At 63.5% G+C, this 26800-nt stretch carries 21 protein-coding genes; 11 read left to right on the forward strand and 10 right to left on the reverse strand.

The window, feature by feature from the left end:
* Positions 1-131: 131 nt before the first annotated feature.
* The 7 genes from AC1M7R_RS21660 (at position 132) to AC1M7R_RS21690 (ending at position 9638) form a co-directional block, all read left to right on the forward strand.
* On the forward strand, positions 132-1172 hold the full coding sequence (locus AC1M7R_RS21660; protein ID WP_072394323.1) for an AraC family transcriptional regulator: 1041 nt from the start codon (positions 132-134) through the stop codon (positions 1170-1172).
* Between the two features lie 111 nt (positions 1173-1283).
* The gene (lexA, locus tag AC1M7R_RS21665; RefSeq protein WP_072394326.1) at positions 1284-1901 is read left to right on the forward strand and encodes a transcriptional repressor LexA; all 618 of its coding nucleotides are present in this window, start codon (positions 1284-1286) and stop codon (positions 1899-1901) included.
* Positions 1901-2530: a translesion DNA synthesis-associated protein ImuA gene (gene imuA / locus AC1M7R_RS21670; RefSeq protein WP_072394329.1), complete on the forward strand. Its 630-nt coding sequence runs from the start codon at positions 1901-1903 to the stop codon at positions 2528-2530. Before lexA ends, imuA begins: the two co-directional genes overlap by 1 nt.
* Positions 2531-2537: 7 nt before the next feature.
* On the forward strand, positions 2538-3953 hold the full coding sequence (locus tag AC1M7R_RS21675; protein ID WP_072394331.1) for a Y-family DNA polymerase: 1416 nt from the start codon (positions 2538-2540) through the stop codon (positions 3951-3953).
* Positions 3929-7027 (forward strand): error-prone DNA polymerase, encoded by a 3099-nt coding sequence (locus tag AC1M7R_RS21680; protein WP_165887607.1) that lies wholly within the window; start codon positions 3929-3931, stop codon positions 7025-7027. The genes AC1M7R_RS21675 and AC1M7R_RS21680 overlap by 25 nt, the downstream gene beginning before the upstream one ends.
* 133 nt (positions 7028-7160) lie before the next feature.
* The gene (locus tag AC1M7R_RS21685) at positions 7161-9272 is read left to right on the forward strand and encodes an ATP-binding protein (protein WP_092179623.1); all 2112 of its coding nucleotides are present in this window, start codon (positions 7161-7163) and stop codon (positions 9270-9272) included.
* A 96-nt stretch (positions 9273-9368) separates the two neighbouring features.
* On the forward strand, positions 9369-9638 hold the full coding sequence (locus AC1M7R_RS21690; RefSeq protein WP_490609906.1) for a hypothetical protein: 270 nt from the start codon (positions 9369-9371) through the stop codon (positions 9636-9638).
* 68 nt (positions 9639-9706) lie between these two features.
* On the opposite strand, the gene AC1M7R_RS21695 is transcribed toward AC1M7R_RS21690, so the two are convergent.
* The gene (locus tag AC1M7R_RS21695; RefSeq protein WP_072394341.1) at positions 9707-10228 is read right to left on the reverse strand and encodes a DUF4142 domain-containing protein; all 522 of its coding nucleotides are present in this window, start codon (positions 10226-10228) and stop codon (positions 9707-9709) included.
* A 216-nt stretch (positions 10229-10444) separates the two neighbouring features.
* Between AC1M7R_RS21695 and AC1M7R_RS21700 the strand changes: the two genes are divergently transcribed.
* The gene (locus AC1M7R_RS21700; RefSeq protein WP_072394344.1) at positions 10445-10681 is read left to right on the forward strand and encodes an HP1242/YdcH family protein; all 237 of its coding nucleotides are present in this window, start codon (positions 10445-10447) and stop codon (positions 10679-10681) included.
* A gap of 67 nt (positions 10682-10748) precedes the next feature.
* Here the strand turns inward: AC1M7R_RS21700 and AC1M7R_RS21705 are convergent, their stop codons facing one another.
* The 4 genes from AC1M7R_RS21705 to AC1M7R_RS21720 form a co-directional block, all read right to left on the reverse strand.
* Positions 10749-11612, reverse strand: a complete 864-nt coding sequence (locus AC1M7R_RS21705; protein ID WP_092179625.1) for a LysR family transcriptional regulator — start codon at positions 11610-11612, stop codon at positions 10749-10751.
* A gap of 63 nt (positions 11613-11675) precedes the next feature.
* Positions 11676-13394: a hydrogenase maturation protein gene (locus tag AC1M7R_RS21710; RefSeq protein ID WP_490609907.1), complete on the reverse strand. Its 1719-nt coding sequence runs from the start codon at positions 13392-13394 to the stop codon at positions 11676-11678.
* A 210-nt stretch (positions 13395-13604) separates the two neighbouring features.
* Complete coding sequence (locus AC1M7R_RS21715; protein WP_072394353.1) at positions 13605-13922, reverse strand: SCP2 sterol-binding domain-containing protein; 318 nt, start codon at positions 13920-13922, stop codon at positions 13605-13607.
* A gap of 52 nt (positions 13923-13974) precedes the next feature.
* On the reverse strand, positions 13975-14685 hold the full coding sequence (locus AC1M7R_RS21720; RefSeq protein ID WP_072394357.1) for a histidine phosphatase family protein: 711 nt from the start codon (positions 14683-14685) through the stop codon (positions 13975-13977).
* Positions 14686-14914: 229 nt separating this feature from the next.
* Between AC1M7R_RS21720 and sohB the strand changes: the two genes are divergently transcribed.
* Positions 14915-15946: a protease SohB gene (gene sohB, locus AC1M7R_RS21725; RefSeq protein WP_072394361.1), complete on the forward strand. Its 1032-nt coding sequence runs from the start codon at positions 14915-14917 to the stop codon at positions 15944-15946.
* Positions 15947-16069: 123 nt separating this feature from the next.
* Here the strand turns inward: sohB and AC1M7R_RS21730 are convergent, their stop codons facing one another.
* The 4 genes from AC1M7R_RS21730 to metH form a co-directional block, all read right to left on the reverse strand.
* Positions 16070-16564 (reverse strand): DUF934 domain-containing protein, encoded by a 495-nt coding sequence (locus AC1M7R_RS21730; RefSeq protein ID WP_053154313.1) that lies wholly within the window; start codon positions 16562-16564, stop codon positions 16070-16072.
* Positions 16548-18206, reverse strand: a complete 1659-nt coding sequence (locus AC1M7R_RS21735) for a nitrite/sulfite reductase (protein WP_072394363.1) — start codon at positions 18204-18206, stop codon at positions 16548-16550. The genes AC1M7R_RS21730 and AC1M7R_RS21735 overlap by 17 nt, the downstream gene beginning before the upstream one ends.
* Positions 18207-18752: 546 nt before the next feature.
* Positions 18753-18971, reverse strand: coding sequence for a DUF2970 domain-containing protein (locus tag AC1M7R_RS21740; protein WP_072394366.1), 219 nt, complete (start codon positions 18969-18971; stop codon positions 18753-18755).
* A 92-nt stretch (positions 18972-19063) separates the two neighbouring features.
* Positions 19064-22774 carry a methionine synthase gene (gene metH / locus AC1M7R_RS21745; protein WP_072394369.1) on the reverse strand — a complete coding sequence of 1237 codons (3711 nt, stop codon included), beginning with the start codon at positions 22772-22774 and terminating at the stop codon, positions 19064-19066.
* A gap of 154 nt (positions 22775-22928) precedes the next feature.
* Between metH and AC1M7R_RS21750 the strand changes: the two genes are divergently transcribed.
* Positions 22929-25220 carry a fatty acid cis/trans isomerase gene (locus tag AC1M7R_RS21750; protein WP_072458485.1) on the forward strand — a complete coding sequence of 764 codons (2292 nt, stop codon included), beginning with the start codon at positions 22929-22931 and terminating at the stop codon, positions 25218-25220.
* Between the two features lie 115 nt (positions 25221-25335).
* Positions 25336-25920, forward strand: coding sequence for a Fe-S biogenesis protein NfuA (nfuA, locus tag AC1M7R_RS21755; protein ID WP_024781251.1), 585 nt, complete (start codon positions 25336-25338; stop codon positions 25918-25920).
* Positions 25921-26028: 108 nt separating this feature from the next.
* Here the strand turns inward: nfuA and cobM are convergent, their stop codons facing one another.
* Positions 26029-26775, reverse strand: coding sequence for a precorrin-4 C(11)-methyltransferase (gene cobM, locus AC1M7R_RS21760; RefSeq protein ID WP_072394375.1), 747 nt, complete (start codon positions 26773-26775; stop codon positions 26029-26031).
* Positions 26776-26800: the final 25 nt, after the last annotated feature.

Consider the following 26800-nt stretch of genomic DNA (forward strand, 5'->3'; position numbering starts at 1 on the left):
GGCAGGGTATTGGCGGCCACACAGGGGACTTGGGCGGCCACATTTCGTATCCCCCATTGCATCGGCTCATGCTAACGTTCATGAAACAACCGGTTACAAAAACGCCTCCTAACGTGCTCCGGACCCCGCCCATGCAGAAAGTCATCGACCCTACCTACGAATTGGCACTGGTATCGCCATTCCTGTTGCAGACCCTGGCCGAAGTCGTGACGGACAAAGGCTTCGATGCGGCCGGCCTGTGTCGCGGGCTGGGGTTCGGCCTTGACGATCTGCAGGACCCTGCCCAGCGTATTTCCTATCGCCAGGCCGCCCTCATGATCCAGCGGGCACTCAAGCTATTGCCGGACCAGGGGCTGGGCCTCTGGGTCGGCGATCGCAATGTGTTGGGCACCCTGGGCCTGCTGGGGCATGTCCTGTCGCTGTGCGAAACCCTGCGCGATGCCTTCGCCCTGGGGGTGCGCTACCAGCACACCACCGGCGGTATCGCGGTGACCAGTGTCGAAGAGGCCCCGGGCCGGATCATGGTCGAGGCGAGCTGCCGGTTGCCTTTCGCCGAGGTCCAGGTGTTCGCGGTCGAGGAGTTCTTCGCCAGCCTGATGGTCTATGGCCGGGCACTGGCGGGAGCGGATTTCAAGCCCGAGGCCGTGGAGTTCATGCATGCCGCACCGTCCTATGCCACGCAGTACCAGCGGATCCTGGGACCGGAGGTGCGTTTCGGTTGCCGCTACAATCGCATGCTCATCGATGTCCGCTGGCTGGACGTGCGCCTGCCCAACCATCATCCGTTGGCTTTGCGCCAGGCCCTGGCTTTGCTGGAGCAGGAGGCCACCGAGGTCCACCGCAAGATCGACCTGATCCAGGCCGTGGAACGGGCCATCGCCCGGGACCTGACCCGGGGCAGTCACATCGAGAAAATCGCTGGGGACCTGAACATGAGCAGTCGTACCCTGCGTCGGCGCCTGACCGAACACAGCCTGACCTTCGAGGCCTTGCTCGAACAGGTGCGTCGCGGCCGGACCCTGAACCTGCTGGCCAATCCCGAACTGTCCATCGAGCGGATCACCGAGGAAGTCGGTTACAGCGATGTGCGCAGCTTCCGCCGCGCCTTCCGGCGCTGGACCGGCATGAGCCCCAGCGCGTTTCGCAGCGAAGGTGCCGAGGCCCGGCTTTGAGTCCTGCCGCTGGGGCACTGCTTTCGCAGGGGGCCCGCAGAAGGTTGGCACGGGTGTCGATGGTGTGAACTGACTGGCGGCGCTTGTCAGGAAAATCCCGCAGGAGTACAAATGTACTCCATGACGACTCTCACTCCTCGCCGCGCCGCCATCCTGACGTTCATCCGCGACCGTATCGCCGATCAGGGCCAGCCTCCCAGCCTCGCTGAAATCAGCGAGGCCTTCGGCTTCGCCTCCCGGAGCGTGGCGCGCAAGCATGTGCTGGCGTTGACCGAAGCCGGTTTCATCGAAGTCAACCCACACCAGGCCCGGGGCATCCGGTTGCTCAACCAGTCGCCGCGTCCCGAACTGCTGGACGTGCCGGTGCTGGGACGAGTGGCTGCCGGCCTGCCCATCGGCGCCGATGCCGAAGTCCATGACCGTCTGATGCTCGACCCGGCGATATTTTCCAAGGCCCCCGATTACCTGCTGCGGGTCCAGGGTGACTCGATGATCGGGGACGGCATTCTCGACGGCGACCTGGTGGGGGTACAACGCACGCCCCAGGCCTCCAACGGGCAAATCGTGGTAGCCCGGCTCGACGGTGAAGTCACCATCAAGCGCTTCGAGCGAGTCGGCGAACAGGTGCGTCTGTTGCCACGCAACCCGGCCTATCAGCCGATCATTGTCGAAGCCGACCGGGACCTGGCCATCGAAGGGGTGTTCTGTGGCCTCTTGAGGCAAGGCTGATGGGCGCGGTCGTTGCGCTGGATACGCTGTTCAATGGCGGCCAGGTCTGGAAGGGCCGGCCTGCGCCGCCGGCCGCCAGTCCACAGCCCACCGGCCATGCCGAACTGGACGCGGCATTGCCCAGTGGCGGCTGGCCGGAGTCAGCGCTGACGGAGATCCTCCTGGCCGCGCCGGGGGTCGGTGAGATGCAGCTGGTATGGCCGACCCTGGCCCGACTGTCGGCGGCAGGGGAGCGGATCGTGCTGGTGGCGCCGCCGTTCGTGCCTTACCCCCAGGCCTGGCAGAACGCCGGAGTCGACCTGCGCCAGTTATCGGTGATCCGGGCCGATGAGCGCGATGCCCTGTGGGCCACCGAACAGTGCCTGCGCTCAGGCTGTTGTGGCGCGGTCCTGTGCTGGCCCCGCCAGGCCGATGACCGGGCCCTGCGCCGTTTGCAGGTGGCGGCGGAAACCGGCCAGACCCTGGCGTTCGCCTGGCGCTCGATCCAGGAAGCCGTCAATCCGTCCCCGGCGGCCCTGCGCATTGCCATCGATGCCCGGCCCGGGCAATTGCGCGTGCTCAAGTGTCGCGGCGGGCTGGCCCGTCCGGCGCCGATAGCCTTTACCCCGTACTCACCAACAGAGCATTGAGGTTGCGATGCGCTGGGTCTGTATCCTGTTTCCACAATTGGCGCTGGACGCCGCGCTGCGTCAGCGCCCCGATCCCGAGGAGCCCCTGGCCCTGCTGAGCGGTCCCGCCCAGCGACGTGTGCTGCGCGCGGTCAACGAGCCCGCCCGGGCCCTGGGCCTGCGTCCCGGCCAGAGCATGACCGCCGCCCAGGCCCTGAGCAAAGGCTTTGCCACCGCCGAATACGACGCGGCACAGATCGAACACTGGCAACAGTTCCTGGCAGCCTGGGCCTACCGTTTCAGTTCCCAGGTCAGCGTGCACTATCCGCGCACGGTGCTGTTCGAGATCGAGTCGAGCCTGGGCCTGTTCGGGACCTGGCCGGTATTCGAGGCCCGGTTGCGGGCCGAGCTGACCGAACTGGGCTTTCGGCATCGCATCGTCGCGGCTCCGAACCCGGTGGCGGCTCGGGTTCTGGCCAATGCCTATGACGCCCTGGTGGTACCCGATGGCGAGACCTTGCAGGCATACCTGGGGCAGATGCCGGTGGACCGCATCAGCCTGGCGCCCGATGTCGCCACGGCCTTGTCGCGTATGGGCCTGCGTCGCCTGAGCCAAGTCCAGGCCTTGCCCCGGCACACCCTGGCGCGTCGCTTTGACGCCCAGGTGCTCAAGCACCTCGACGCCCTGGTGGGCAGTCGTACCCTGGCGCTGTCGTTCTACTTGCCGCCGGACCGCTTCGACGTGCGCATCGAGCTCAACTATGACGTCCAGTCCCATCAGGCGTTGCTGTTCCCCTTGCGTCGATTGACCGGTGACCTGTCGGCTTTCCTCTGTGGCCGCGACAGCGGCGTGCAGCGGTTCGACCTGCATCTGGAGCACGCCGGGCTGGCGGACACGGTGATCAAGGTCGGCCTGCTCAGCGCCGAGCGGGACCCTTCGATGCTTTTCGAGCTGGCCCGTGGCCGATTGGAACAGGTGCAGGTCCAGGCCCCGGTGCGCGGCTTTCGCTTGTGCGCCGAAGATCTGCCGTCATTCGTCCCCCAGCGCCTGGAACTGTTCGACGAGCGACCGCAGCAGTCACTGCCCTGGGAACAGCTGCGTGAGCGGCTGCGGGCGCGGCTGGGCGATGAGGCGGTGCTGGGCCTGGGGTTTCGTGACGATCATCGACCCGAGTGCGCCTGGCAGATGAGTCCTCAGCCCCGCGTCGAGGCCTGCCCCGTGGGCGCGCAGCGTCCCGGCTGGTTGCTGGACGAATGCCAGATGCTGTCGGAGAGCCAGGCCCGCATCCTCATGGGGCCGGAACGCATCGAGTCCGGTTGGTGGGACGGTGCCGATGTGCGTCGCGACTACTACCTCGTCGAAACCCGTGCCGGGCAACGAGGCTGGGCCTATCGACCAGTGGGCGAGGGCGGGCCGCTGTGGCTGCAGGGCTGGTTCGCATGACTGTCGAATACGCCGAGCTGCATTGCCTGTCCAACTTCAGTTTCCAGCGCGGCGCCTCCAGCGCCCTGGAGCTGTGTCGGCGGGCCAAGGAGCAGGGCTATCGGGCCCTGGCGATCACCGACGAATGCACACTGGCCGGCATCGTCCGTGCCTGGCAGGCGGCCAGAGAGCTGGACCTGCACCTGATCGTCGGCAGCGAAATCCAGGTGGAGCATGGTCCGAAACTGGTGTTGCTGGTGGAGAACCTGGAGGGCTACCAGGCCTTGTGCCGGTTGATCACCCGCGCCCGGCGCCGCAGCGAGAAGGGGCGCTATCGCATCGTGCGCGAGGATTTCGACGAACCCTTGCCCGGGCTGCTGGCCTTGTGGGTCCCCGATGGCAACGATGCCGAAGCCCAGGGCCGCTGGCTCCAGTCGATCTTTGCCGGTCGCTTGTGGCTATCGGTGCAGTTGCACTGCGGGCAGGACGACCGCCAGCGCCTGGCGGACTTGCTGGCCCTGGCCGGGCGCCTCGGGCTCGCCGCTGTCGCCACGGGCGACGTGCACATGCACGTGCGTGGCCGTCGGGCCTTGCAGGACACCATGACCGCCATTCGTTACCACGTCACGGTGGCCGAGGCCGGGCAGCGCCTGCACCCTAACGGTGAGCGCCACTTGCGCAGCCGCAAGGATCTGGCCGGGCTCTATCCCCGCGCCTTGCTCGATGAAACCCTCCACATCGCCCGGCGTTGCACGTTCGACCTCGGTCAACTGCGTTATCAATACCCGCATGAACTGGTTCCCGAGGGCCATGACCCGACATCCTGGTTGCGCGAGCTGACCGAGCGGGGCATGCGCAAGCGCTGGGGGGGCGGCGTGAATGACAAGGTCCGGCGGCAGATCGAGACGGAGCTGGAGCTGATCGCCGAGCTGGGCTACGACAGCTACTTCCTCACCGTGCAGGACATCGTCAGCTTCGCTCGGGAGCGGCACATTCTCTGTCAGGGGCGCGGTTCGGCGGCCAACTCGGCGGTGTGCTATGCCTTGGGCATCACCGAAATCGACCCCGGCCGGACCAACCTGCTGTTCGAGCGATTCCTGTCCCGGGAGCGCAATGAGCCGCCGGACATCGATGTCGATTTCGAGCACGAGCGTCGTGAAGAAGTGCTGCAATACGTGTTTCGCCGTTACGGTCGCCATCGTGCGGCGTTGACGGCAGTGGTCAGCAGCTACCACGGTGCGGGGGCGGTACGGGACGTCGCCAAGGCCCTGGGCCTGCCGCCGGACCAGATCAACGCCCTGGCCGACTGTTGCGGGCGCTGGAGCGACGAAGCGCCGCCGCTGGAGCGCTTGCGCGAGGGCGGTTTCGACCCGGACAGTCCGGTGCTGCAGCGGGTATTGGGGCTGACCCGGCAACTGATCGGATTTCCCCGGCATCTGTCCCAGCACCCCGGCGGCTTCGTGATTTCCGAACAGCCCCTGGATACCCTTGTACCGGTGGAAAACGCCGCCATGGCCGAGCGCACCATCATCCAGTGGGACAAGGATGACCTGGACGCGGTCGGGCTGCTCAAGGTGGATATCCTGGCCCTGGGCATGCTCAGTGCGATCCGGCGGTGTTTCGACTTGATCGAGGGGTATCGGGGGCAACGCTACACCCTGGCCAGCCTGCCTCATGACGATAAGGCTACATTCGACATGATCAGCCGCGCCGACACCATCGGCGTGTTCCAGATCGAGTCACGGGCGCAGATGGCCATGTTGCCTCGGCTCAAGCCCAAGGATTTCTACGACCTGGTGATCGAAGTGGCGATCGTGCGCCCCGGTCCGATCCAGGGCGGGATGGTTCATCCGTACCTCAAACGCCGCAATGATGAAGAGCCCGTTACTTACCCTTCACCGGAACTGAAGACGGTCCTTGGGCGCACCCTGGGCATTCCGTTGTTCCAGGAACAGGTCATGCAGATCGCCATCGTCGCGGCCGACTACACCCCCGGCGAAGCGGACCAGTTGCGCCGCTCCATGGCCGCCTGGAAACGTCACGGCGGCCTGGAGCCCCACCGGGAACGCCTGGCTGCCGGGATGAAGAAAAACGGTTACACCGCTGAATTCGCTGCGCAGATTTTCGAGCAGATCAAAGGCTTCGGCAATTACGGCTTTCCCGAATCCCATGCCGCCAGTTTCGCGTTGCTGACTTACGCCAGCAGTTGGCTCAAATGCCACGAACCGGCGGCATTCGCTTGCGCCCTGATCAACAGCTGGCCCATGGGTTTCTACAGTCCGGACCAGATCCTGCAGGATGCCCGCCGCCATCAATTGCAGATCCGTCCGGTGGACGTGCGAGCCAGTGATTGGGATTGCAGCCTGGAACCTCTGGAAGGTCGGCAACCGGCGATCCGCATGGGCTTGCGCCAGATCAAGGGCTTTCGTGAGGAGGACGCCCGGCGTATCGAAGCGGCTCGCCGACAGCGGGCTTTCGGTGACGTGGCCGATCTGGGCGAGCGCGCGCAACTCGATACCCGGGCCCTCGAACAACTGGCCGACGCCGGAGCCTTGCGCGGCCTGGCCGGTGATCGTCATCGCGCTCGCTGGGAAGTGGCCGGAGTGCAGAAACAACTGGGTCTGTTTGCCGGTTTGCCCAACCAGGAAGAGCCGCCGGTGAGTCTGCCCAAGCCATCGGTGGGGGAAAATCTGTTCGCCGACTACGCGACCCTCGGCACCACGCTGGGGCCTCATCCGTTGGCTTTATTGCGCCCCGAACTGCGTGCCCGCCGCTGTCGCAGCTCCCGGGAGTTGCAGGAGGTGGAGCATGGGCGCAACGTCAGCGTCGCCGGCCTGGTGACCGGCCGCCAGCGTCCCGGCACGGCCAGTGGCGTGACCTTCGTCACCCTGGAAGATGAATTCGGCAATCTCAACGTGGTGGTCTGGCGCGACCTGGCGGAGCGCCAGCGCAAAGTGCTGGTGGGGTCGCAGTTGCTCAAGGTCGATGGGCGCTGGGAAAGTGTCGGCGAGGTCCGCCACCTCATCGCCGGGCGCCTGAGCGACTTGACCGGGCTGCTGGCAGGCATCAACGTGCGTAGCCGCGATTTTCGCTGAGTTCCCTCGCTACCCCAATCGGCGATGGCACCCCGGCATGAAACCAAACGCCATCCTCGTGCTCGAAGCTCTGAGCACAAGGGGCTCGCGATACGCCGATTCCCAGCAGCTATTCGAGGTTCAGAGTCGACCCATGCAGTTCTTATCCCAGCCTCATGGATGTCCCGGGTGGGACGGTGAAATGGCCCGGCGTATCCGGGCGTTCGATTGGAGCCGGACCGAGCTGGGCCCTATCGAACAGTGGTCCGCCAGCCTGCGCAGCGCTGTGCAGATATTGCTGGCGTCGCCCTTGCCGATGGTCATGCTATGGGGACGCCAGGGCTTCATGATCTACAACGATGCCTATGCCGAATTCGCCGGTGGGCGTCATCCCTACCTGTTGGGCTGCGCGGTGGAACTGGGCTGGCCGGAAGTGGCCGAGTTCAATCGCCACGTACTGGATGTCTGCCTGGCCGGCGGCACGCTGTCCTACCGCAGCAAGGAACTGGTCCTGCTGCGTGACGGCAAGCCCGAAGACGTGTGGATGGACCTGTTCTACAGCCCCGTGCCGGACGATGACCAGGCCCCGGCCGGCGTGCTGGCGATTGTCGTGGAAACCACCGAGCTGGTCCTGTCGGAGCGGGCCCGCCAGGAGGCGGAACGCAGCTACCGCGCGGTCAACGAACGCATCCAGCTGGCCCTATCGGCCGGGCCGCTGCTGGGCTCGTTTGTATGGGACGTCCAGGCCGACACCCTGTCCGGCGACGAGCGTTTTGCCCGTACGTTCAACTATCCGCCAGACACGCCGTTGGAAGCATTGCCCATCGATATTGCCCGGCAGCGTATCCACCCGGATGACCTCGATGAACTTAACCAGCGGGTCGAACTGACGTTGCGCACCGGGGCGCCTTTCAATGCCGAATACCGGGTACGAGGCCCTGGAGGCGACGACCTGTGGGTGCAGGCCAGCGGTCGATGCGAGTTCGATGCCTCGGGCGCCCCTCTGCGTTTTCCCGGCGTGCTGATCGACATCAACGAACGCAAGACCGCCGAGGCGTCCCTGCTCAGGTTCACGCGTGACCTGGAGCAGCGGGTGGCCGACGAGGTCCAGGCGCGACTGGCGGCTGAAGAGCAGTTGCGCCAGTCCCAGAAGCTGGAGGCCATTGGCGGACTCACCGGCGGTGTAGCCCATGACTTCAACAACCTGCTGCAAGTGATCGCCGGCAACCTGCACCTGCTGGCTCGCCACGAGCCGGACAATCACAATGTGCAGCGCAGGATCAGCGCCTCCATCGAGGCGGTGGAGCGGGGCGCCAAGCTGTCTGCGCAACTGCTGGCCTTCGCCCGTCGCCAGCCCTTGTCACCGGCGGTCTACAACCCCCGGCGCATCTACGACGACCTGGGCGAATTGCTGCAACGGGCCCTGGGCGAGACCATCCGGATCGAAGTGACACTGCCCGACGAACCCTGGTGCATTCACGTGGACCGCAACCAGCTGGAAAACGCCTTGCTGAACCTGGCGATCAACGCCCGCGATGCCATGGGCGGCGAGGGCACCATCCGGATACTGGGCGAGAACATCGTGCTCGACGAATCGTCCTGTGCCGGCAAAGGCATCGGCGCGGGGGACTATGTGCGATTGTCGGTGATCGACAGTGGCATCGGCATGCCACCGGAGATCCTCAGCCAGGTATTCGAGCCGTTCTTTACCACCAAGACCGATGGCCAGGGCACCGGGTTGGGGCTGAGCATGGTGTTCGGCTTCGTCAAGCAAAGCGGTGGCCATATCGAGATCGCCAGCGACCCGGGCAAGGGCACGCGGGCGCAGATGTATTTTCCTCGCAGCTATCAGCCTGAAGCCGGCGAGCAGACGCACCACTACTCGCTGCAGCCCGGCAGGCAGGAGACGATCCTGGTGGTGGAAGACAATGACGCGGTGCGCAGTGCATCGGTGGAGTTGCTGGAACAGTCCGGCTATCGAACCCTCACGGCCGCCAATGCCGATGCCGCCATGAAGTTGCTGCTCGAGGGGGTCAAGGTGGACCTGATCTTCACCGACGTGGTCATGCCAGGCCTGATCAAGAGTTCCGACCTCGCGGCCTGGGCCAAGGTGCAGACCCCGCCGGTGCCCGTGCTGTTCACGTCAGGCCACACGCGGGACATCATCTCGCGCAACCATCAACTGAGCCCCGATACCCATCTGCTGAGCAAACCCTACGGGCCGGATGCGTTGACCCGGATGGTCCGGTCGCTGCTAGGCGGCTGATGCTGCCCGCACAAACAAATGGAACCGAAGCCGTTGCGTTCCCTTCGAATGAACAAGGCCGGTCATCGACCCGGCCTCTGCCATGAAGAGGTGTCCATGAACGACGATCGCGCAAACTCTCAGCAACAAGGTCAGACGCAGACTCCGTCGCCGCGCAATGATCCGGCCATCGATCCCCAGGTGCCCGGCGCCAGCCCGGTCAGCCCGGCTGGAGCGGACCAGGCCCAGAGCGCCGCGGAGGAGGTCGATCAGAAAAAACGCCACCAGGATAACGACAACACCTTCAGCCCGGGTTTCAAGCCCGATCCTGACCGGCCGAAACCCGGCGACAGCACCGACGCCGATATCGACAACGACGGCGGCTGATCGAGCCGCGCAAAAAAAGGGTCGCCCTCAATGCGAGGACGACCCTTCTTTATTCACGGCCAGGAAGCCTACTTGCTGGGGTGTGCGGCCTGGAGTTTCTTGGCCATTTCCAGGTGGTGCTGCAGGTCCGGCAGCATCTTCTGGGCGAACGCCTTGAGTTCGGTGTTACCGGCTTTCTTGTCGTCGGTCACGGTCTCGGCTTCTTTCTTGAATAGGGCGATGGTTTCTTCGTGGGCCATGACCTGGTTGTTGGCATAGGCGGCGTCGAAGGACTCATCGCGCACTTCAAGGATCTTGGCCTTGGCCTTCTTCATGAGGGTGGTTTCGTCCGGCACCTCGATGTCGTGTTTCTTGGCCAGCGACATCAGCTCCTGGTTGGCCTTGGTGTGGTCGGCGATCATCTTGTTGGCGAACTCCTTGATGTCCGCCGAGGCACTTTTTTGCAGTGCCAGCTTGCTGGTCTCGATTTCCGCAATGCCACCGGCCGCCGCGTTGTCGACAAAGTCATTGGAACTCGCGGCCCATGCCATGCCCATGCTGGTACTCAGGGCAACTGCCAGGCCGAGTTGACGCAGGGTAAATCCGTCCATAGGTATGTCTCCGAACAGGTTGTACAAGTGATCTTGATGTCACTGTTCAATGGAGAGCGACGCGAGGCCAAAGGTTTGATTGCAAAGCGCTACGGTACGACGAACGGTCACCGTCGGTCGGATTGGCGGTCGACAGAACCCGCTTGTGGAGGCCATCCTGATAATCGACGAGCGCCGCAAAGGCGTTTGCCACCGAACCACCAAAGGAGGTGTTCCATGCCGGTGCCCCATGATTTGTGCCAGGATCTTGCTTGCACAAAAGACGAGATCCAGCAGAAGCGCAGCGAGAATCCAAGGTTGAATTCGTTGATTGAAAAGTACTCCCGACTCGACGCCGAGGTTGTCGAGGCCGAGAAGCCGACATCTGCGGGAATGCCTGACACAGACCTGGAAATCCTCAAGAAGGAGCGACTGATGATCAAGGACGAAATCGTGCGGCACTTGAAGACATAATCCGGTGGCGAGGGTTTTACTCCATAGGGCCGCGTAGCGGCCCTTTCCACGTCTGCACCGCAATGCTTCAGCTCAGCGGATCCCAGCGCTGGGACCAGTCGCTGCCGGCCCTGACGATGCCCCGCAGCACTTCGAACGCTTGTTGTAGCGCCGCCGAATCCCGATCCCGGGAATAGACCAGGTAGGTGGGGTAGTTGAATTCCGGCGCCTTGGGGACCCGCTCAAGGATGCCGCTGTCCAGGTAGCTCTGGACCACGCGTGTGCGGAAGTAGCCGCTGCCGCCGTTCTCCAGGATGTATTGCAGGGCCAGGGGGCCGAGGTTGAAGGTGACGGCGGCCTTGGCCTTGTCCGGCAGGGCCGTGTCGTGCTGGCGTCGGAAGTCGCTGCTCCAGTCGATGTACACGTAGGGCTCGGGGCAACTGGCCAATTGCACCAGGATCAGTTTTTCCTCCAGCAGCTGTTCCACCTGCAGCCGTGGCCAGTACTCGGGTTGATACACCACTGCCGCGTCCAGCAGGCCCAGTTCCAGTTGCTGCAACAGTTTTTCACCGTCGCGGATGTCCATGCGCAAGGCATGTCCGGGGATCTTCTGGCGCAGTTCCCGGGCCCAACCGAGCATCAACGGATTGCACAGGCTGACCTCGCCGCCAAGGTGCAGCACATTGCGATAGCCCTCGGGCAACGGCAGGTCCCGGCGAGCCGCCTCCCAGGTCTGCACCAGTTGATTGGCGTAGACGACGAACGCCTCGCCGTCGGGGGTCAGGCGTGCGCCGGCGCGATTGCGCACGAACAGCGCGCAGCCGAACTGGCTTTCGAGCTTCTGGACCCGGGCGGTGATCGCCGTCTGGGTGACATGCAACTTGTCCGCCGCGGCGGCGAGGCTGCCGTGACGGACGATTTCCAGGAAGGTACGGGCGAGGTCGATGTCCATGTTCAAGCCGATGCAGGGGAAGCGGGCATTGTAAGAGCTGGCCCGCTTCCCCGATACCGGCAGTCACCGGGCGGCTTCGGCCTCTGTCGCCCGGGCCCATGGCGCGACCAGGCGCTCAGGCGTACCGCAGGCCTTGCGCTTGAACACGAAATGCCGGCATTTCTCGGCGAAGCCGCGGCGATTGCCCACCATGTCGCGGTGCATTTCCTTCAACTCGCCGTCACGACACGCCTGGATCGCCGGCAAGCTCCGTTCGGCCTTGCGGACCCGGATGGCCTCATACGCCGGATCGAGCCAGGCGCCGTTGGCCCGTTGCAACAGCCACAGGCCGAACTCGTCGGGGCAGCGCGGACCGATTTCCTGGACCATGCCATAACGCAACGCCTGCCGGGCGCTGATGGGCAGGCACTCCTGGGTCAGCTTCCAGGCCATGTCCGGGCCGACCGCCCGGGGCAGGCTGTAGGTCCAGTATTCGGAGCCGTAGAGGCCCATGGTCGCGTAGTGGGGATTGAGCACGATGTCGCTGCGCGCCAACACGATATCGGCCGCCAGGGCCAGCATCACGCCGCCAGCCCCGGCATTGCCCGTCAGGCCGCTGACCACCAGTTGCCGGGCGCTCAGCAACTCCAGGCAGACATCATCGATGGCCTGGATGTTGGACCAGGCCTCCAGGCCGGGGTCGGCGGCGGCCTGGATCACGTTCAGGTGCACACCGTTGGAAAAGCTGCCGCGTCCGCCCCGGATCAACAGCACCCGGGTATCCCGGGACTTGGCCCAGCGCAGAGCGTCTATCAGCCGCCGGCATTGTTCGGTGCTCATCGCGCCGTTGTAGAACTCGAACGTCAGCTCGCCTACGTGGCCGCATTCGCGATAACGGATGGGTTGGTAGGCCTCGTCGCTGAAGGGTCGCCGGGCCAGCGAGCCGTCCAGCACCGGGACGTCGTCCAGCTGCCCGGCCAGCACATGGCGCGCCGGTCGCTTGAAATTCTGTTCGCCGGGCTGCGGTTTGCGGCGCAGGGAGCCGATCCACAGGCTCGCATCACCGGTGGCTACCAGCACCGCATCGTCACGCACGGCCAGCAGCGCGCCAGGCAGGCCTCGGCGGACATCCGGATGGGCGTCGTAGAGATAGAACTGGCCACCGGCCAGGCTTGCCAGCACGCCTGGCTGACCGTCGGCGGCATCGATGCAGCGTTTGATGAATGCGGTGCTGTCATGCCAGCTGAAGGTCCGGTCGTCCTGGGTCATGTTCGGTTGCAGGCGGCCGACCACGTCACGGCGGTTGTAGTCCAGGGGCACCGGGACGAAACCATTGCCGAACTTTTCCACGACCTCTCGGATACAACGGATGGCCGCATCGCTCACCAGGCCGTTGTACAGTTCGGACTTGCGCAGGCCTTCGGGCAACTTGAACTCGCTGGTGGCCCAGATCGGTCCGGCGTCCATTTCCTCCACCGCCTGCAATGCCGTCACGCCCCAGCGTTCGGCTTGCCGCATGATGGCCCAGTCCAGGGCGCTGGCACCGCGATCGCCGACAATGCCAGGGTGGATGATCACCACCGGACGGCGGGCGTTGCGCCACAGCCGTTCCGGCACCCGGTCCTTGAGAAACGGGCAGATCACCAGGTCGGCGCGGCTCTCTTCGATTTGCCGGCATACCGTGGCGTCATCGCTGAACAGCACCACGCTGGGGCGATGACCGGCCTCGCGCAGGTCCAGCCAGGCGCGTTGGGTCAGGCCGTTGAACGCGGTCGACAGCACAATGATCTTCAGTGCGGGCATGGGTCTCTTTCCTTGAGATGAACGGGCACAGGCTCCCGATGAGCCGTCCCTGGCCTTGATGGAGGCGTCAAGTTAGCGGCTGAGGGGCGAGGGTGAACTGACGAGGATCAAGGTTGTGTGCCTTGGGAGACTCGGGAAGGCAGAAACACGAATCCCGCCTGGGGGCGGGATTCGTTGGCAGCCGGGCAGCGCCCGCGAGGGCGCCTGGTCTCAGGCCGGGAACAGTTCGGACAGCTTCATCGACAGCATCATGTCGCCTTCGACGCGCAGCTTGCCACCCATGAAGGCCTGCATGCCGTCGGTTTCGCCGCTGACGATGCCCTTGAGGGTTTCGCTGTCCATGACCAGTGTGCAGTTGGCATCGGCGTTTTCACCTTCCTGCAATTCACAGGTCTGGTTCTTGACGATGAGGGCGTACTGCTTGTTTTCATCGGTGATGTTGAAACCGAACACCAGGTCCAGGCCTTTGGCGGCTTCGGCGTTGAACTTGGCTTTCATCTTTTGTACGGCGTCGACTACGGAGGTCATGGTTTCGATCCTTATTCGGGTGGATACAGCAAGGGTCTGCGGTAACTCGACCTCAACGAAAGGTGATGAGGTCCGGGGTCCTCAACAGTTGCAGGTGGGCGTGACTGTTGAAGGAAGCCAGGGCGACCTCGCGCCCCCTGAATTTCAGGTGGTTGAGCGAGGTGTTGACGATTTGCCAATTCAATTCGAAGGCCTGCGGGGCAGGGATCCGGGTGATCAGGTGAAGCAGGGCGGTGATGGTGCCGCCGGAGGTGAACACGGCGATCTTATGGCTGCTGTCGGCCTGGTCCAGGAGGCGGTGCAGGCCGGCCTGGACCCGTTCCACGAACCCCAGCCAGCTTTCCAGCCCGGGTGGGTCGTATCGGCCGCTGAGCCAGCGCTCGACGATCAAAGCGAAGATGCGCTGGAACTCGGCGCGGTTCTGTGGGGCGTTGCGCAGGATGTGGAGCGCTTCGGGTTCCTGGGGGAGCATGTCCGGCAGCAGGGCGCGAATCACCGCGTCGGCGTCGAACTCGTTGAACGCAGCGTCGATTTCCAGCTCGGGAACCGGCAAGCCCGCGGCGGACATCCGGCCCAGCGCGCCCGTGGCGGTGTCCTGCTGACGACGCAGGTCGCCCGAGAGGCAACGGTCGAATACGACACCGAGTTCCGCCAGGTGACTGCCGAGCACTTGGGCCTGGCGTACGCCATTGGGCGAGAGGACGTCGTAGTCGTCCGCACCAAAGGAGGCCTGGCCATGTCGAATCAGGTAGATGCTGCCCACGTCCGCGTCATCCCGGTACGTTGAAGGTCTGGCGAGGTTATGAGGATGGCGGTGAGCTGTCAATGAAAAAACATACGCTTGTTTGAAATGCCCGTTACAGCCTTGTCCAGCCTCGTCTTGTGTAAGGTAACCATAGGTTTCCCGGCTGGCAGCGACGCGGGTGCATGGGTATGCTGGGAGCGTCTGGTATCCGCCTGCGAGCGGTGGGTTGAATCTATTAGGAGTCATCGTGGAGTTTTTTATCGAATACGCCGGTTTCCTGGCCAAGACTGTGACGCTGGTGATCGCCATACTGGTGGTATTGGCCAGTTTTGCAGCCCTGCGCAGCAAGGGGCGGCGCAAGACGGCCGGTCAGTTGCAGGTGAGCAAACTCAACGATTTCTACAAAGGGTTGCGTGAGCGCCTGGAGCAGACGCTGCTGGACAAGGATCAGCTCAAGGCCCTGCGCAAGAGCGAAGGCAAGGCTGACAAGGCGAAGAAGAAACAGAAGGACAAGCCCGCCACCAAGGCCCGGGTCTTCGTGCTGGACTTCGACGGTGATATCAAGGCATCGGCCACCGAGAGCCTGCGGCATGAGATCACCGCGCTGTTGACCCTGGCGACGCCCAAGGACGAAGTGGTGTTGCGCCTGGAGAGCGGTGGCGGCATGGTCCACAGCTACGGCCTGGCCTCTTCGCAACTGGCCCGGATCCGCCAGGCCGGCATACCGCTGACGGTGTGCATCGACAAGGTCGCGGCCAGCGGCGGCTACATGATGGCCTGTATTGGCGAGAAGATCATCAGCGCGCCTTTCGCCATTCTTGGCTCCATTGGCGTCGTGGCCCAGTTGCCGAACGTCAATCGCCTGCTGAAGAAACATGACATCGACTTCGAGGTCCTCACCGCCGGTGAATACAAGCGCACGTTGACGGTCTTTGGCGAAAACACCGAGAAAGGCCGGGAAAAATTCCAGCAGGACCTGGACATCACCCACCAGCTGTTCAAGCGCTTCGTGTCCAGCTACCGCCCGCAACTGGCCATCGATGAAGTCGCTACCGGTGAGGTCTGGCTGGGTGTCGCGGCGTTGGACAAGCAACTGGTGGACGAACTGAAGACCAGTGACGAATACCTGGCCGAACGGGCCAAGAGCGCCGAGCTGTATCATCTGCACTACGCCGAACGCAAAAGCCTGCAGGAGCGTATTGGCATGGCCGCCAGCGGTTCGGTGGACCGGGTACTGCTGAACTGGTGGAGCCGCCTTACCCAGCAGCGTTTCTGGTAACCCCCTCACCGCCGACCGTCGTGGGAGCAGGCTCGCTCCTGCGCGGGGCTGCTGCTCATCGCGACCACAATGAAAAAGCCCTGACCTGGTGTACCGGGTCAGGGCTTTTTTTATCGAGCGCTATCAGCGCCGACGAAACAGCGGCAACGGTTCGTCAGTCGCTGCCTGGTAGGTCACCGAAAAGTCCTTGAGGCTTTCTAGGGCTTCGTAGGGGTCTTTGTCGGCCCGCAGGGCAAAGGCATCGAAACCGCAGCGGCGCATGTAGAACAACTGGTCGCGCAGGACGTCGCCAATGGCTCGCAGCTCGCCCTTGAAGCCGTAGCGGTCGCGCAGCAGGCGTGCGTTGGAATAGCTGCGCCCATCGGTGAACGCAGGGAAATTCAGCGCGATGACCTGGAACTGATTGGCGTCGTCGCCGATTTCCTCCGCTTCCTCGTCGGCGTCCAGCCATACACCCAGGCCGCCGTCACGGGCCTGCAGGGCGCGAGCGTGATCACGCCACAAGGCCAGGGGCACGATCAGGTCGTCGCAGTTGGAGATGCCATCGAGAGTCGCGTCCTTGGGCAACAGGTGCCAGGTTTCGTCGATGACCTCGTTGTTCTTAATGATTCGCTGCATAGACGCGTTCCTTGAAGAGGTCGATGCCGATACGTTGATAGGTGTCGATGAACCGCTCGTCTTCGGTACGTTGTTCGATGTACACGTCGATCAGCTTCTCGATCACGTCGGGCATGTCATCCTGCGCAAACGACGGGCCGAGGATCTTGCCCAGGCTGGCCCCGCGGGTACCGCTGCCGCCCAGGGAGACCTGATAGAACTCCTCGCCTTTCTTGTCCACACCCAGGATGCCGATATGGCCCACGTGGTGGTGACCGCAGGCGTTCATGCAGCCGGAAATGTTCAGGTCCAGTTCGCCGATGTCGAACAGGTAGTCCAGGTCGTCGAAGCGACGCTGGATCGATTCGGCGATAGGGATCGACTTGGCGTTGGCCAGGGAGCAGAAGTCTCCCCCCGGGCAGCAGATCATGTCGGTCAGCAGGCCGATGTTCGGCGTGGCGAAACCTTGCTCGCGCAATTCGCCCCACAGGGTGAACAGCTGGCTTTGCTCGACATCCGCCAGGATGATGTTCTGCTCGTGGGAGGTGCGCAGCAGGCCGAAGCTGTAGCGGTCGGCCAGGTCGGCCACGGCATCGAGCTGCTTGTCGGTGATGTCGCCGGGGGCGACGCCGGTCGGCTTCAGGGACAAGGTCACCGCGACGTAACCCGGCTTCTTGTGGGCCAGGGTGTTGCGGGTACGCCAGCGGGCGAAGCCTGGGTGTTCCTTGTCCAGCGCAGCCAGTTCGGCGTCCTGATTGGCCAGGGTCTTGTACTGCGGGTCGACGAAATGCCGGGCGACCCGATGGACTTCGGCTTCGGTCAGCGTGGTCTGGCCACCGCGCAGGTGGACCATCTCGGCCTCGACCTTCTCGGCGAACACTTCAGGGGTAAGGGCCTTGACCAGGATCTTGATCCGCGCCTTGTATTTGTTGTCGCGACGGCCGTAGCGGTTGTAAACCCGCAGGATGGCGTCGAGATAGCTCAGCAGGTCCTGCCAGGGAAGGAACTCGTTGATGAACGAGCCCACCACCGGGGTACGGCCGAGCCCACCGCCCACCAGTACCCGGAAGCCCAGCTCGCCCTCGGCGTTGTAGACCGCCTCCAGGCCGATGTCGTGGACTTCGATGGCCGCGCGATCCGAGGTCGAGCCGTTGATGGCGATCTTGAACTTGCGCGGCAGGTAGGCGAATTCCGGGTGGAAGGTGGTCCACTGGCGCACGATCTCGCACCACGGACGCGGGTCGATCAACTCATCGGCCGCGACGCCGGCGAACTGGTCGGTGGTGACGTTGCGCAGGCAGTTGCCGCTGGTCTGGATGGCATGCATCTGCACGGTCGCCAGCTCGGCCAGGATGTCCGGTACGTCTTCCAGGGCCGGCCAGTTGTATTGGACGTTCTGCCGGGTGCTGATGTGGGCGTAGCCCTTGTCGTAGTCACGGGCGATCTGGGCCAGTTTGCGTACCTGGCGCGAGGCCAGTTGGCCATAAGGCACCGCCACGCGCAGCATGGGGGCGAAACGCTGGATATACAGGCCATTCTGCAAGCGCAGAGGGCGGAATTCTTCTTCGCTCAGCTCGCCTGCCAGATAGCGTCGGGTCTGATCACGGAACTGCTTGACGCGGTCCTCGATGATCCGCTGATCGTACTCGTCATATACGTACATATAAGTCTCGGTCTCAGGCTTGGGCCGATCAGAAACAGCTGCGTGTTGGCTCGCTGGAATCGGGTTCTGCCTCGGCAATTCTGCGCGCACGGCCGCGCACTCCTAGGGGAGCCGGTGCAAGATACCTGTTTTGGGTTATGCGCAAAAGTGATGTTTGAGTATATGTAAAGAACCAAATCGACTAATGAGATTGATTATTGGCTAACCCACATTTGTCGTGCGGGCAATCATCGTCTTAACTGTGGTCGAGTCCCCATGCAATCACCTAAAAAACCGACAAGAGGCGATGCAATGAGCAATCCGACCAAAGCAAGGAAAAGCGACAGTACCGTTGATGCCTGGGCCATCCTGTTCCTGATTATCCTGGTGGTGGGCACCGCTGTGTTCTGGGTCAGTCACCAGTGAACGGTTGATCCCTGGCGATGAAAAACCTGTGGGAGCGAGCTTGCTCGCGATAACGGTGTACCAGTCGACCTCAATCCGACTGAACCACCGCTATCGCGAGCAAGCTCGCTCCCACAAGGTCGTGTGTTGTGTTGGAGAGCGCTACAGCCCCGCCAGGTGCACCACCAGCTTGACGATGCCAAACAGCGTCAGCGCGAAGACCACCGTGAACGCGATGCCCAGGATCACGAAGTGGCTCGGTTTGCCGTGGGTGAAATCCCGGGCGCGGTTCTTGCCGCTCTGCACCCCGAAAGCGGCAGCCAGTACGCTGTGTACCATCTGCAACAGGGTGGGCGGCTTGTTGTCGACTGGATCGTCCATAAATCCCTCGTCTGCCATGGGTCTGGGACAAGCATAGACAAAAGATCGCGACCTGCCGCGCCGTAGGCCGCGATCCTGTCAGTTACGCCGCCTTAGCTGTCGTAGCCCAGGTTCGGCGCCAGCCAGCGCTCGGTCACGCTCAGTTCCTGGCCCTTGCGGGCGGTGTAGCTCTGGACCTGGTCCTTGTCGATCTTGCCCACGGCAAAATACTGCGCCTGGGGATGGGCGAAATACCAACCGCTGACCGCGGCCGCCGGGAACATGGCGTAATGTTCGGTGAGGAACACACCACTGCGCCCGGCCTTCATTTCGCTGGCCTGGGGATCGAGCAGGCGGAACAGGGTGGCTTTCTCGGTGTGATCCGGGCAGGCCGGATAGCCAGGGGCGGGGCGGATGCCGGTGTACTGCTCCTTGATGAGGGCTTCGTTGTCCAGGTTCTCGTCCTTGGCATACCCCCAATAGTCCTTGCGCACCTGTTGGTGCAGCCACTCGGCGCATGCCTCGGCCAGACGGTCGGCCAGGGCCTTGACCATGATCGAGTTGTAGTCGTCGCCAGCATCCTGGTAGGCCTTGGCCACTTCCTCGGCGCCGATGCCGGCGGTGGTGATGAAGCCCCCGACATAGTCGGTCACGCCGCTGTCCTTGGGGGCGACGAAGTCGGCCAGGGAAAAATTCGGCTTGCCGTCGGTCTTGATGATCTGCTGGCGCAGGTGATGCAGGCGGGCCATCGGCTTGCCGTCCTCGCCATAGACCTCCAGGTCGTCGTCATGCACCTGGTTGGCTGGCCAGAAGCCGAACACGGCGCGGGCGCTGATGAGTTTTTCGTCGATCAGTTTGCGCAGCATCGCCTGGGCGTCGGCGTACAGCGCGGTGGCGGCTTCACCGACCACTTCGTCGGTGAGGATGCGCGGGAACTTGCCAGCCAGGTCCCAGGAGATGAAGAACGGTGTCCAGTCGATGTATTCGGCCAGCACGTCAAGGTCGATATCCTCCAGTACCCGGGTGCCGGTGAACGTCGGCTTGACCGGCTGGTAGCTGCTCCAGTCGAACTGTGGCTTCTTCGCCACGGCCGCCGAATAGCTCAGGCGTTCGGTGCGGGCGCTGCGGTTGGCGGTGCGCTCGCGAACCTCCTGGTAATCCTGCCGGGCCTTCTCGACGAAGGCGGGCTTGAGCTCCTTGGACAGCAACTGCGTGGCCACGCCCACGGCGCGGGACGCGTCGGTCACGTAGATCACCGCATCGTTGCTGTACTTGGGCTCGATCTTCACGGCCGTATGGGCCTTGGAGGTCGTTGCGCCACCGATCATCAGCGGCAGGTGGAAATCCTGGCGCTGCATCTCGCGCGCCACATGCACCATTTCATCCAGAGAAGGGGTGATCAGGCCGGACAGGCCGATGATGTCGCATTTCTCGTCCCGGGCCACCTGCAGGATCTTCTCGGCAGGCACCATCACACCCAGGTCGACGATGTCATAGCCGTTGCAACCCAGCACGACGCCGACGATGTTCTTGCCGATATCATGGACGTCGCCCTTGACCGTCGCCATCAGGATCTTGCCCTTGGCTTCCGGCTTGTCGCCTTTTTCCGCCTCGATGAACGGGATCAGGTGGGCCACCGCCTGTTTCATCACCCGGGCGGACTTGACCACCTGGGGCAGGAACATCTTGCCGGCGCCGAACAGGTCGCCGACGATGTTCATGCCGGCCATCAACGGACCTTCGATCACTTCGATCGGGCGGGCGAAGGACAGGCGTGACTCTTCGGTGTCTTCGACGATATGGGTGGTGATGCCCTTGACCAGCGCGTGTTCCAGGCGCTTGTTGACGTCCCAGTTGCGCCACTCCTCGGTTTCCGCTTCCTTGACGCTGCCGTCGCCCTTGTACTTGTCGGCGATGGCGAGCAGGGCGTCGGTGCCTTCCGGGGTACGGTTGAGGATCACGTCTTCCACCGCATCGCGCAGTTCCACCGGGATCTGGTCGTAGATTTCCAGTTGGCCGGCGTTGACGATGCCCATGGTCAGGCCCGCGCGGATCGCGTACAGCAGGAACACCGAGTGGATCGCCTCGCGCACCGGGTTGTTGCCCCGGAACGAGAACGACACGTTGGACACCCCGCCGGAGGTCAGCGCGTACGGCAGTTCGTCGCGGACATAGGCGCAGGCATTGATGAAGTCCACGGCGTAGTTGTTGTGCTCTTCGATACCGGTGGCGACGGCGAAGATGTTCGGGTCGAAGATGATGTCTTCCGGCGGGAAGCCGACTTCGTTGACCAGGATGTCGTAGGAGCGCTTGCAGATTTCCTTCTTGCGCGCCTCGGTGTCGGCCTGGCCGGCTTCGTCGAAGGCCATCACCACCACGGCGGCGCCGTAGCGCTTGCACAGCTTGGCGTGATGAATGAACTGCTCGACGCCTTCCTTCATGCTGATGGAGTTGACGATGCCCTTGCCCTGGATGCACTTGAGACCGGCTTCGATCACTTCCCATTTGGAGGAGTCGATCATGATCGGCACGCGGGAAATGTCCGGTTCACCGGCGATCAGGTTGAGGAAGGTCACCATGGCCTTCTTCGAATCGAGCATGCCCTCGTCCATGTTGATGTCGATCACCTGGGCGCCGGCCTCGACCTGCTGCAGCGCCACTTCCAGGGCTTCGGTGTAGTTGTCCTCGCGGATCAGCCGGGCGAACTTGGCGGAACCGGTGATGTTGGTCCGCTCGCCGACGTTGACGAACAGCGAGTTGCGATCGATGGTGAACGGTTCCAGGCCCGACAGGCGGCACGCTCGGGGGATCTCCGGGATCTGCCGCGGCGCGTAGCCGGCCACGGCCTTGGCGATGGCTTCGATGTGCGCCGGCGTGGTGCCGCAGCAACCGCCGACGATGTTCAGGAAGCCGCTCTGGGCGAACTCCTCGATGACCTTGGCGGTCTCGGCCGGCAGTTCGTCGTACTCGCCGAACTCGTTGGGCAGGCCGGCGTTCGGGTGAGCCGAGACGTGGGTGTTGGCCTTGTTCGACAGCTCTTCCAGGTACGGCCGCAGTTCACTGGCGCCCAGGGCACAGTTCAAGCCTACGGAAATCGGCTTGGCGTGGGCCACGGAGTTCCAGAAGGCTTCGGTGGTCTGGCCGGAGAGGGTGCGGCCGGAGGCGTCGGTGATGGTGCCGGAGATCATGATCGGCAGTTCGACGCCCAATTCCTCGAATACGCCCTGCACGGCGAAGATCGCAGCCTTGGCGTTCAGCGTGTCGAAGATGGTTTCGATCAGGATCAGGTCGGCGCCGCCATCGATCAGGCCCTTGGTGGCCTCGGTGTAGTTCTCCACCAGTTCGTCGAAGGTCACGTTGCGGTAACCGGGGTTGTTCACGTCCGGCGACAGCGAGCAGGTACGACTGGTGGGGCCCAGCACGCCGGCAACGAAGCGCGGCTTGTCCGGGGTTTCCAGGGTCTTGGCATCGGCTACCTGGCGGGCCAGGCGCGCACCTTCCAGGTTCAGCTCGTAGGCCAGGCCCTGCATGCCGTAGTCGGCCTGGGAGACCTGGGTGGCGTTGAAGGTGTTGGTTTCCAGGATGTCGGCGCCGGCATCCAGGTAGGCTTTTTCGATGGAGCCGATGACGTCGGGGCGGGTCAGCACCAACAGGTCGTTGTTGCCCTTGACGTCGCTCGGCCAGTCGGCGAAGCGTTTGCCGCGGTAGTCCTGTTCCTCCAGCTTGTAGCTCTGGATCATCGTGCCCATGCCACCGTCAAGGATCAGGATACGTTCCTTGAGGGCCTGCTGGAGAAGATAAAGGCGAGCGCTGCGATCGGACATAGGACTACCTGGAAAAAAAGCCATTGCGAAGGCCGGGATGATATCAAACCTGTGCAGGATTTGATCTCGACTGGCTTTTACATGAATGTCGCTCATGTTTGCATCGGAGTGCTGGCCCGGTAGAATCGCCGGATCATTTCCCAGGGACCGAGACATGCCGTACCGCGTCTTATTCGGCAGTCTGTTGCTGCTGTTGTCATTTCACGCAGTAGCCAAGGATTCCGTTTCAGCGCTTTCCTACACGCGCGACATCCAGCCGATCTTTACCGAGAAATGCGTGGCGTGCCACGCCTGCTATGACTCCGCCTGCCAACTGAACCTGGGCAGTGCCGAAGGCGCCACCCGGGGCGCCAGCAAGCTATCGGTATACGACGGCGAGCGGCGCCAGGCCGCTGTACCCACTCGCTTGTTCTATGACGCTTCCGGTCCGCACGCCTGGCAGCGCAAGGGCTTCTATTCGGTGCTCGATGCCCAGGGCAGCCAGGCGGCATTGATGGCGCGGATGCTGGCGCTGGGGCACGGCGCGCCGTTGCAACCCAACGCCAAGCTGCCGCAAGACATCGTGCTGGGGCTCGACCGGGACAACAGTTGCCCCATGCCGGGGCAATTCGATCAATACGCTGCGGCGCACCCCAGGGAAGGCATGCCCCTGGCCGTCACGGGCCTGACCGACCAGCAATACCAGACCTTGCAGCGTTGGCTGGCCTCCGGCGCGCCTGTCGACCAGCAAGCCCTGGCTCCAAGCGCCGCCGAAGCCCTGCAAGTGTTGCAATGGGAGAACCTGCTCAACGCCCCCGGCGCCCGTGAAAGCCTGGTTGCCCGCTGGCTGTTCGAGCACTGGTTCCTGGCCCACATCTACTTCAAGGATGGCGAGCGGGGGCATTTCTTCCAGTGGGTGCGTTCGCGCACACCGTCCGGCCAGCCGATCGACCTGATCAACACCCGACGCCCGAACGACGACCCCGGCACCCGGTTCTATTACCGCCTCTGGCCGGTGCAGGGGGTGATCGTGCACAAGACGCACATCACCTATGGGTTGAGCGCGGCCAGGATGGCGCGGATCAAGAGCCTGTTCTACAAGGGCGACTGGCAGGTCACGGCATTGCCGGGCTACGGGCCGGAGCGCCGTTCCAATCCGTTCTCCACCTTCGAGGCGATCCCGGCCCAGGCTCGCTACCAGTTCATGCTTGACAGCGCCGAGTATTTCGTCCGGACCTTCATCCGTGGCCCGGTGTGCCGGGGCCAGATCGCCACGGATGTGATTCGCGACAACTTCTGGGCCCTGTTCCAGGCCCCAGAGCATGACCTTTATATCACCGACCCGAACTACCGCGGCCAGGCCACGCCGTTGCTGGCGATGCCAGGGCAGAACGATGACGTGGGCAGCGTCCTCAGCCTGTGGCTCGATTACCGCGACAAGCGCAACGAGTACGAAGCGTTGCGGCGGGACAATTACGCCGATGTGCCGGCCCCGAGCTGGTCGAGCCTGTGGGCCGGCAATGACAACGCCTTGCTGAGCATTTTTCGCCACTTCGACAGTGCCTCGGTCACCAAGGGCCTGATTGGCGACGTGCCGCAAACCTTGTGGCTGTTCGATTTCCCGTTGCTGGAGCGCACCTATTATCAATTGGCGGTCAATTTCGATGTGTTCGGCAATGTTTCCCACCAGGCCCAGACCCGGCTCTACTTCGACCTGATCCGCAACGGCGCGGAACAGAACTTCCTGCGCCTGATGCCTGCCGATTCGCGGGAAGGCTACCTGGATGACTGGTACCAGTCCGGCGGCAAATTCAAGATGTGGCTGGATTACGAGGCCATCGACAACGACAAGCCGACCGCGCTCAAGCTTGACGAGCGTGACCCCAAGCGGGATTTCGCCCGGCAATTGCTGCTCCGTTACGGAGAGCTGAACGCGCGGCCCGACCCGATCAATCGTTGCGACGGCGCCTATTGCTCGCGTCCGAACATCGACCCGGACCTGCAGAGCGCCGAACAGGCCCTCAGTCGCCTGGTTTCAAGGCCGGCAGCGGGGCTTGGCGTGATCCACCACTTGCCCGAGGCGACCATGCTGCGCATCGAGACCGCCGGTGGCCGGCGGGAGGTCTACAGCCTGCTGCGCAACCGCGCCCACAGCAATGTGGCGTTCCTGCTGGGTGAAGCGATGCGTTACCAGCCTGGGCTGGACACCCTGACGGTGTACCCCGGCGTGCTCAGCAGCTACCCCAACTTCATGTTCAACATCCCGGCCGGGCAAGTGCCGGCGTTCGTCGAGGCCATGGAGCATGCCGAGGATCCCCAGGCTTTCGAGCGGATTGTCGAGCGCTGGGGCATTCGTCGCAGTCACCCGCAATTCTGGTACTACTTCCACGATCTGAGTCGTTATATCCAGGAAACGGAGCCCCTGGAGGAGGGGGTGCTGGATATGAATCGCTACCAGAACCTCTGATGGGCGCGCCCGGCGGCAGACCTTGCGGCGCCGGGTGCTTTCCCGACAAAAATACTGGGACTTTGTCCGGCGCCCTGATTGGCGTAAACTGCCGGCAAGCCTGCGAGGAGTTCCCATGACCGCCATAACCATTACCGATGCCGCCCACGATTACCTGGCCGACCTGCTGTCCAAGCAGAACACCCCGGGAATCGGGATCCGCATCTTCATCACCCAGCCTGGCACCCAGTACGCAGAGACGTGTATCGCCTATTGCAAGCCAGGTGAAGAAAAGCCCGAAGACACCGCGCTGGGGCTCAAGAGCTTCACCGCCTACATCGATTCCTTCAGCGAAGCGTTCCTGGACGACGCGGTGGTGGACTATGCCACCGACCGCATGGGTGGCCAGCTGACCATCAAGGCGCCGAACGCCAAGGTTCCGATGGTCAACGCCGACAGTCCCATCAATGAGCGCATCAACTACTACCTGCAAACCGAGATCAACCCAGGGCTGGCCAGCCACGGCGGCCAGGTGTCGCTGATCGATGTGGTGGAAGACGGCATCGCCGTGCTCCAGTTCGGTGGCGGCTGCCAGGGCTGCGGCCAGGCCGACGTGACCCTCAAGGAAGGCATCGAGCGCACTTTGCTCGAGCGCATCCCGGAGCTCAAGGGCGTGCGCGACGTGACCGACCATACGCAGAAAGAAAACGCCTACTACTGAATACGTGTTCGCCGCGGATTGTGTGTGGCGGGGGAGCAAGCTCCCTCGCCACAATAGTTTCTGCCGTCAGCCTGTACCCCCGTCCCTGTGGGATCTGGGTTGGCTACGTCAAGGCCTGTAGAGATGCGCATGCCCGGCGCGGTACAGCGACGATTCGCTGAACACATCATTGCCCAGCACCCGTCCCACCAGGATCAACGCCGTTCGGCGCAAACCCTTGGCCTGGACCTTCCCGGCGATATCCGCCAACGTCCCCACCACCCAATCCTGATCCGGCCACGTCGCCCGGTGGATCACCGCAATCGGGCAGTCGCCGCCGTAGTGGGGCAGCAGTTCGTCGACGATCTTTTCCAGGTGATTGACCCCCAGGTGAATCGCCATGGTCGCCCGGTGCTGTGCCAGATTGCCCAGTTCTTCCCCAGCAGGCATCGGGGATTTATCGGCGTAACGGGTGAGGATCACGCTCTGGGAGATATCCGGCAAGGTCAGTTCGCTGCCCAGCAGGGCTGCGCAGGCTGAGGTCGCGGTCACGCCCGGGATGATCTCGAATGGAATGCCAAGTGCCCGCAGGCAGCGAATCTGCTCACCGATGGCGCCGTACAGGCTCGGGTCGCCGGAGTGCACCCGGGCCACGTCCTGACCTTTGCGGTGGGCGGTTTCCATCAGCCCGACGATCTGTTCCAGGTGCAGTTCGGCACTGTTGACCACTTGTTCGGCGCAATGGCCATCGAGCACGGCGCTCGGCACCAGGGAGCCGGCGTAGATGATCACCGGGCAACTGCGGATCAAGCGCTGGCCCTTGACGGTGATCAGTTCCGGATCGCCGGGGCCGGCGCCGATGAAGTACACGGTCATGACCGGCTCCTGTGGAAGGTGGGGT

Source organism: Pseudomonas sp. MS01C9, assembly GCF_058202755.1.

Bases quoted from the DNA above. Each gene is read 5' to 3' on its own strand.
- AC1M7R_RS21660 (WP_072394323.1), top strand. From the start codon at position 132: ATGCAGAAAGTCATCGACCCTACCTACGAATTGGCACTGGTATCGCCA.
- lexA (WP_072394326.1), top strand. From the start codon at position 1,284: ATGTACTCCATGACGACTCTCACTCCTCGCCGCGCCGCCATCCTGACG.
- imuA (WP_072394329.1), top strand. From the start codon at position 1,901: ATGGGCGCGGTCGTTGCGCTGGATACGCTGTTCAATGGCGGCCAGGTC.
- AC1M7R_RS21675 (WP_072394331.1), top strand. From the start codon at position 2,538: ATGCGCTGGGTCTGTATCCTGTTTCCACAATTGGCGCTGGACGCCGCG.
- AC1M7R_RS21685 (WP_092179623.1), top strand. From the start codon at position 7,161: ATGCAGTTCTTATCCCAGCCTCATGGATGTCCCGGGTGGGACGGTGAA.
- AC1M7R_RS21690 (WP_490609906.1), top strand. From the start codon at position 9,369: ATGAACGACGATCGCGCAAACTCTCAGCAACAAGGTCAGACGCAGACT.
- AC1M7R_RS21695 (WP_072394341.1), bottom strand. From the start codon at position 10,228: ATGGACGGATTTACCCTGCGTCAACTCGGCCTGGCAGTTGCCCTGAGT.
- AC1M7R_RS21700 (WP_072394344.1), top strand. From the start codon at position 10,445: ATGCCGGTGCCCCATGATTTGTGCCAGGATCTTGCTTGCACAAAAGAC.
- AC1M7R_RS21705 (WP_092179625.1), bottom strand. From the start codon at position 11,612: ATGGACATCGACCTCGCCCGTACCTTCCTGGAAATCGTCCGTCACGGC.
- AC1M7R_RS21710 (WP_490609907.1), bottom strand. From the start codon at position 13,394: ATGCCCGCACTGAAGATCATTGTGCTGTCGACCGCGTTCAACGGCCTG.
- AC1M7R_RS21715 (WP_072394353.1), bottom strand. From the start codon at position 13,922: ATGACCTCCGTAGTCGACGCCGTACAAAAGATGAAAGCCAAGTTCAAC.
- AC1M7R_RS21730 (WP_053154313.1), bottom strand. From the start codon at position 16,564: ATGCAGCGAATCATTAAGAACAACGAGGTCATCGACGAAACCTGGCAC.
- AC1M7R_RS21735 (WP_072394363.1), bottom strand. From the start codon at position 18,206: ATGTACGTATATGACGAGTACGATCAGCGGATCATCGAGGACCGCGTC.
- AC1M7R_RS21740 (WP_072394366.1), bottom strand. From the start codon at position 18,971: ATGGACGATCCAGTCGACAACAAGCCGCCCACCCTGTTGCAGATGGTA.
- metH (WP_072394369.1), bottom strand. From the start codon at position 22,774: ATGTCCGATCGCAGCGCTCGCCTTTATCTTCTCCAGCAGGCCCTCAAG.
- AC1M7R_RS21750 (WP_072458485.1), top strand. From the start codon at position 22,929: ATGCCGTACCGCGTCTTATTCGGCAGTCTGTTGCTGCTGTTGTCATTT.
- nfuA (WP_024781251.1), top strand. From the start codon at position 25,336: ATGACCGCCATAACCATTACCGATGCCGCCCACGATTACCTGGCCGAC.
- cobM (WP_072394375.1), bottom strand. From the start codon at position 26,775: ATGACCGTGTACTTCATCGGCGCCGGCCCCGGCGATCCGGAACTGATC.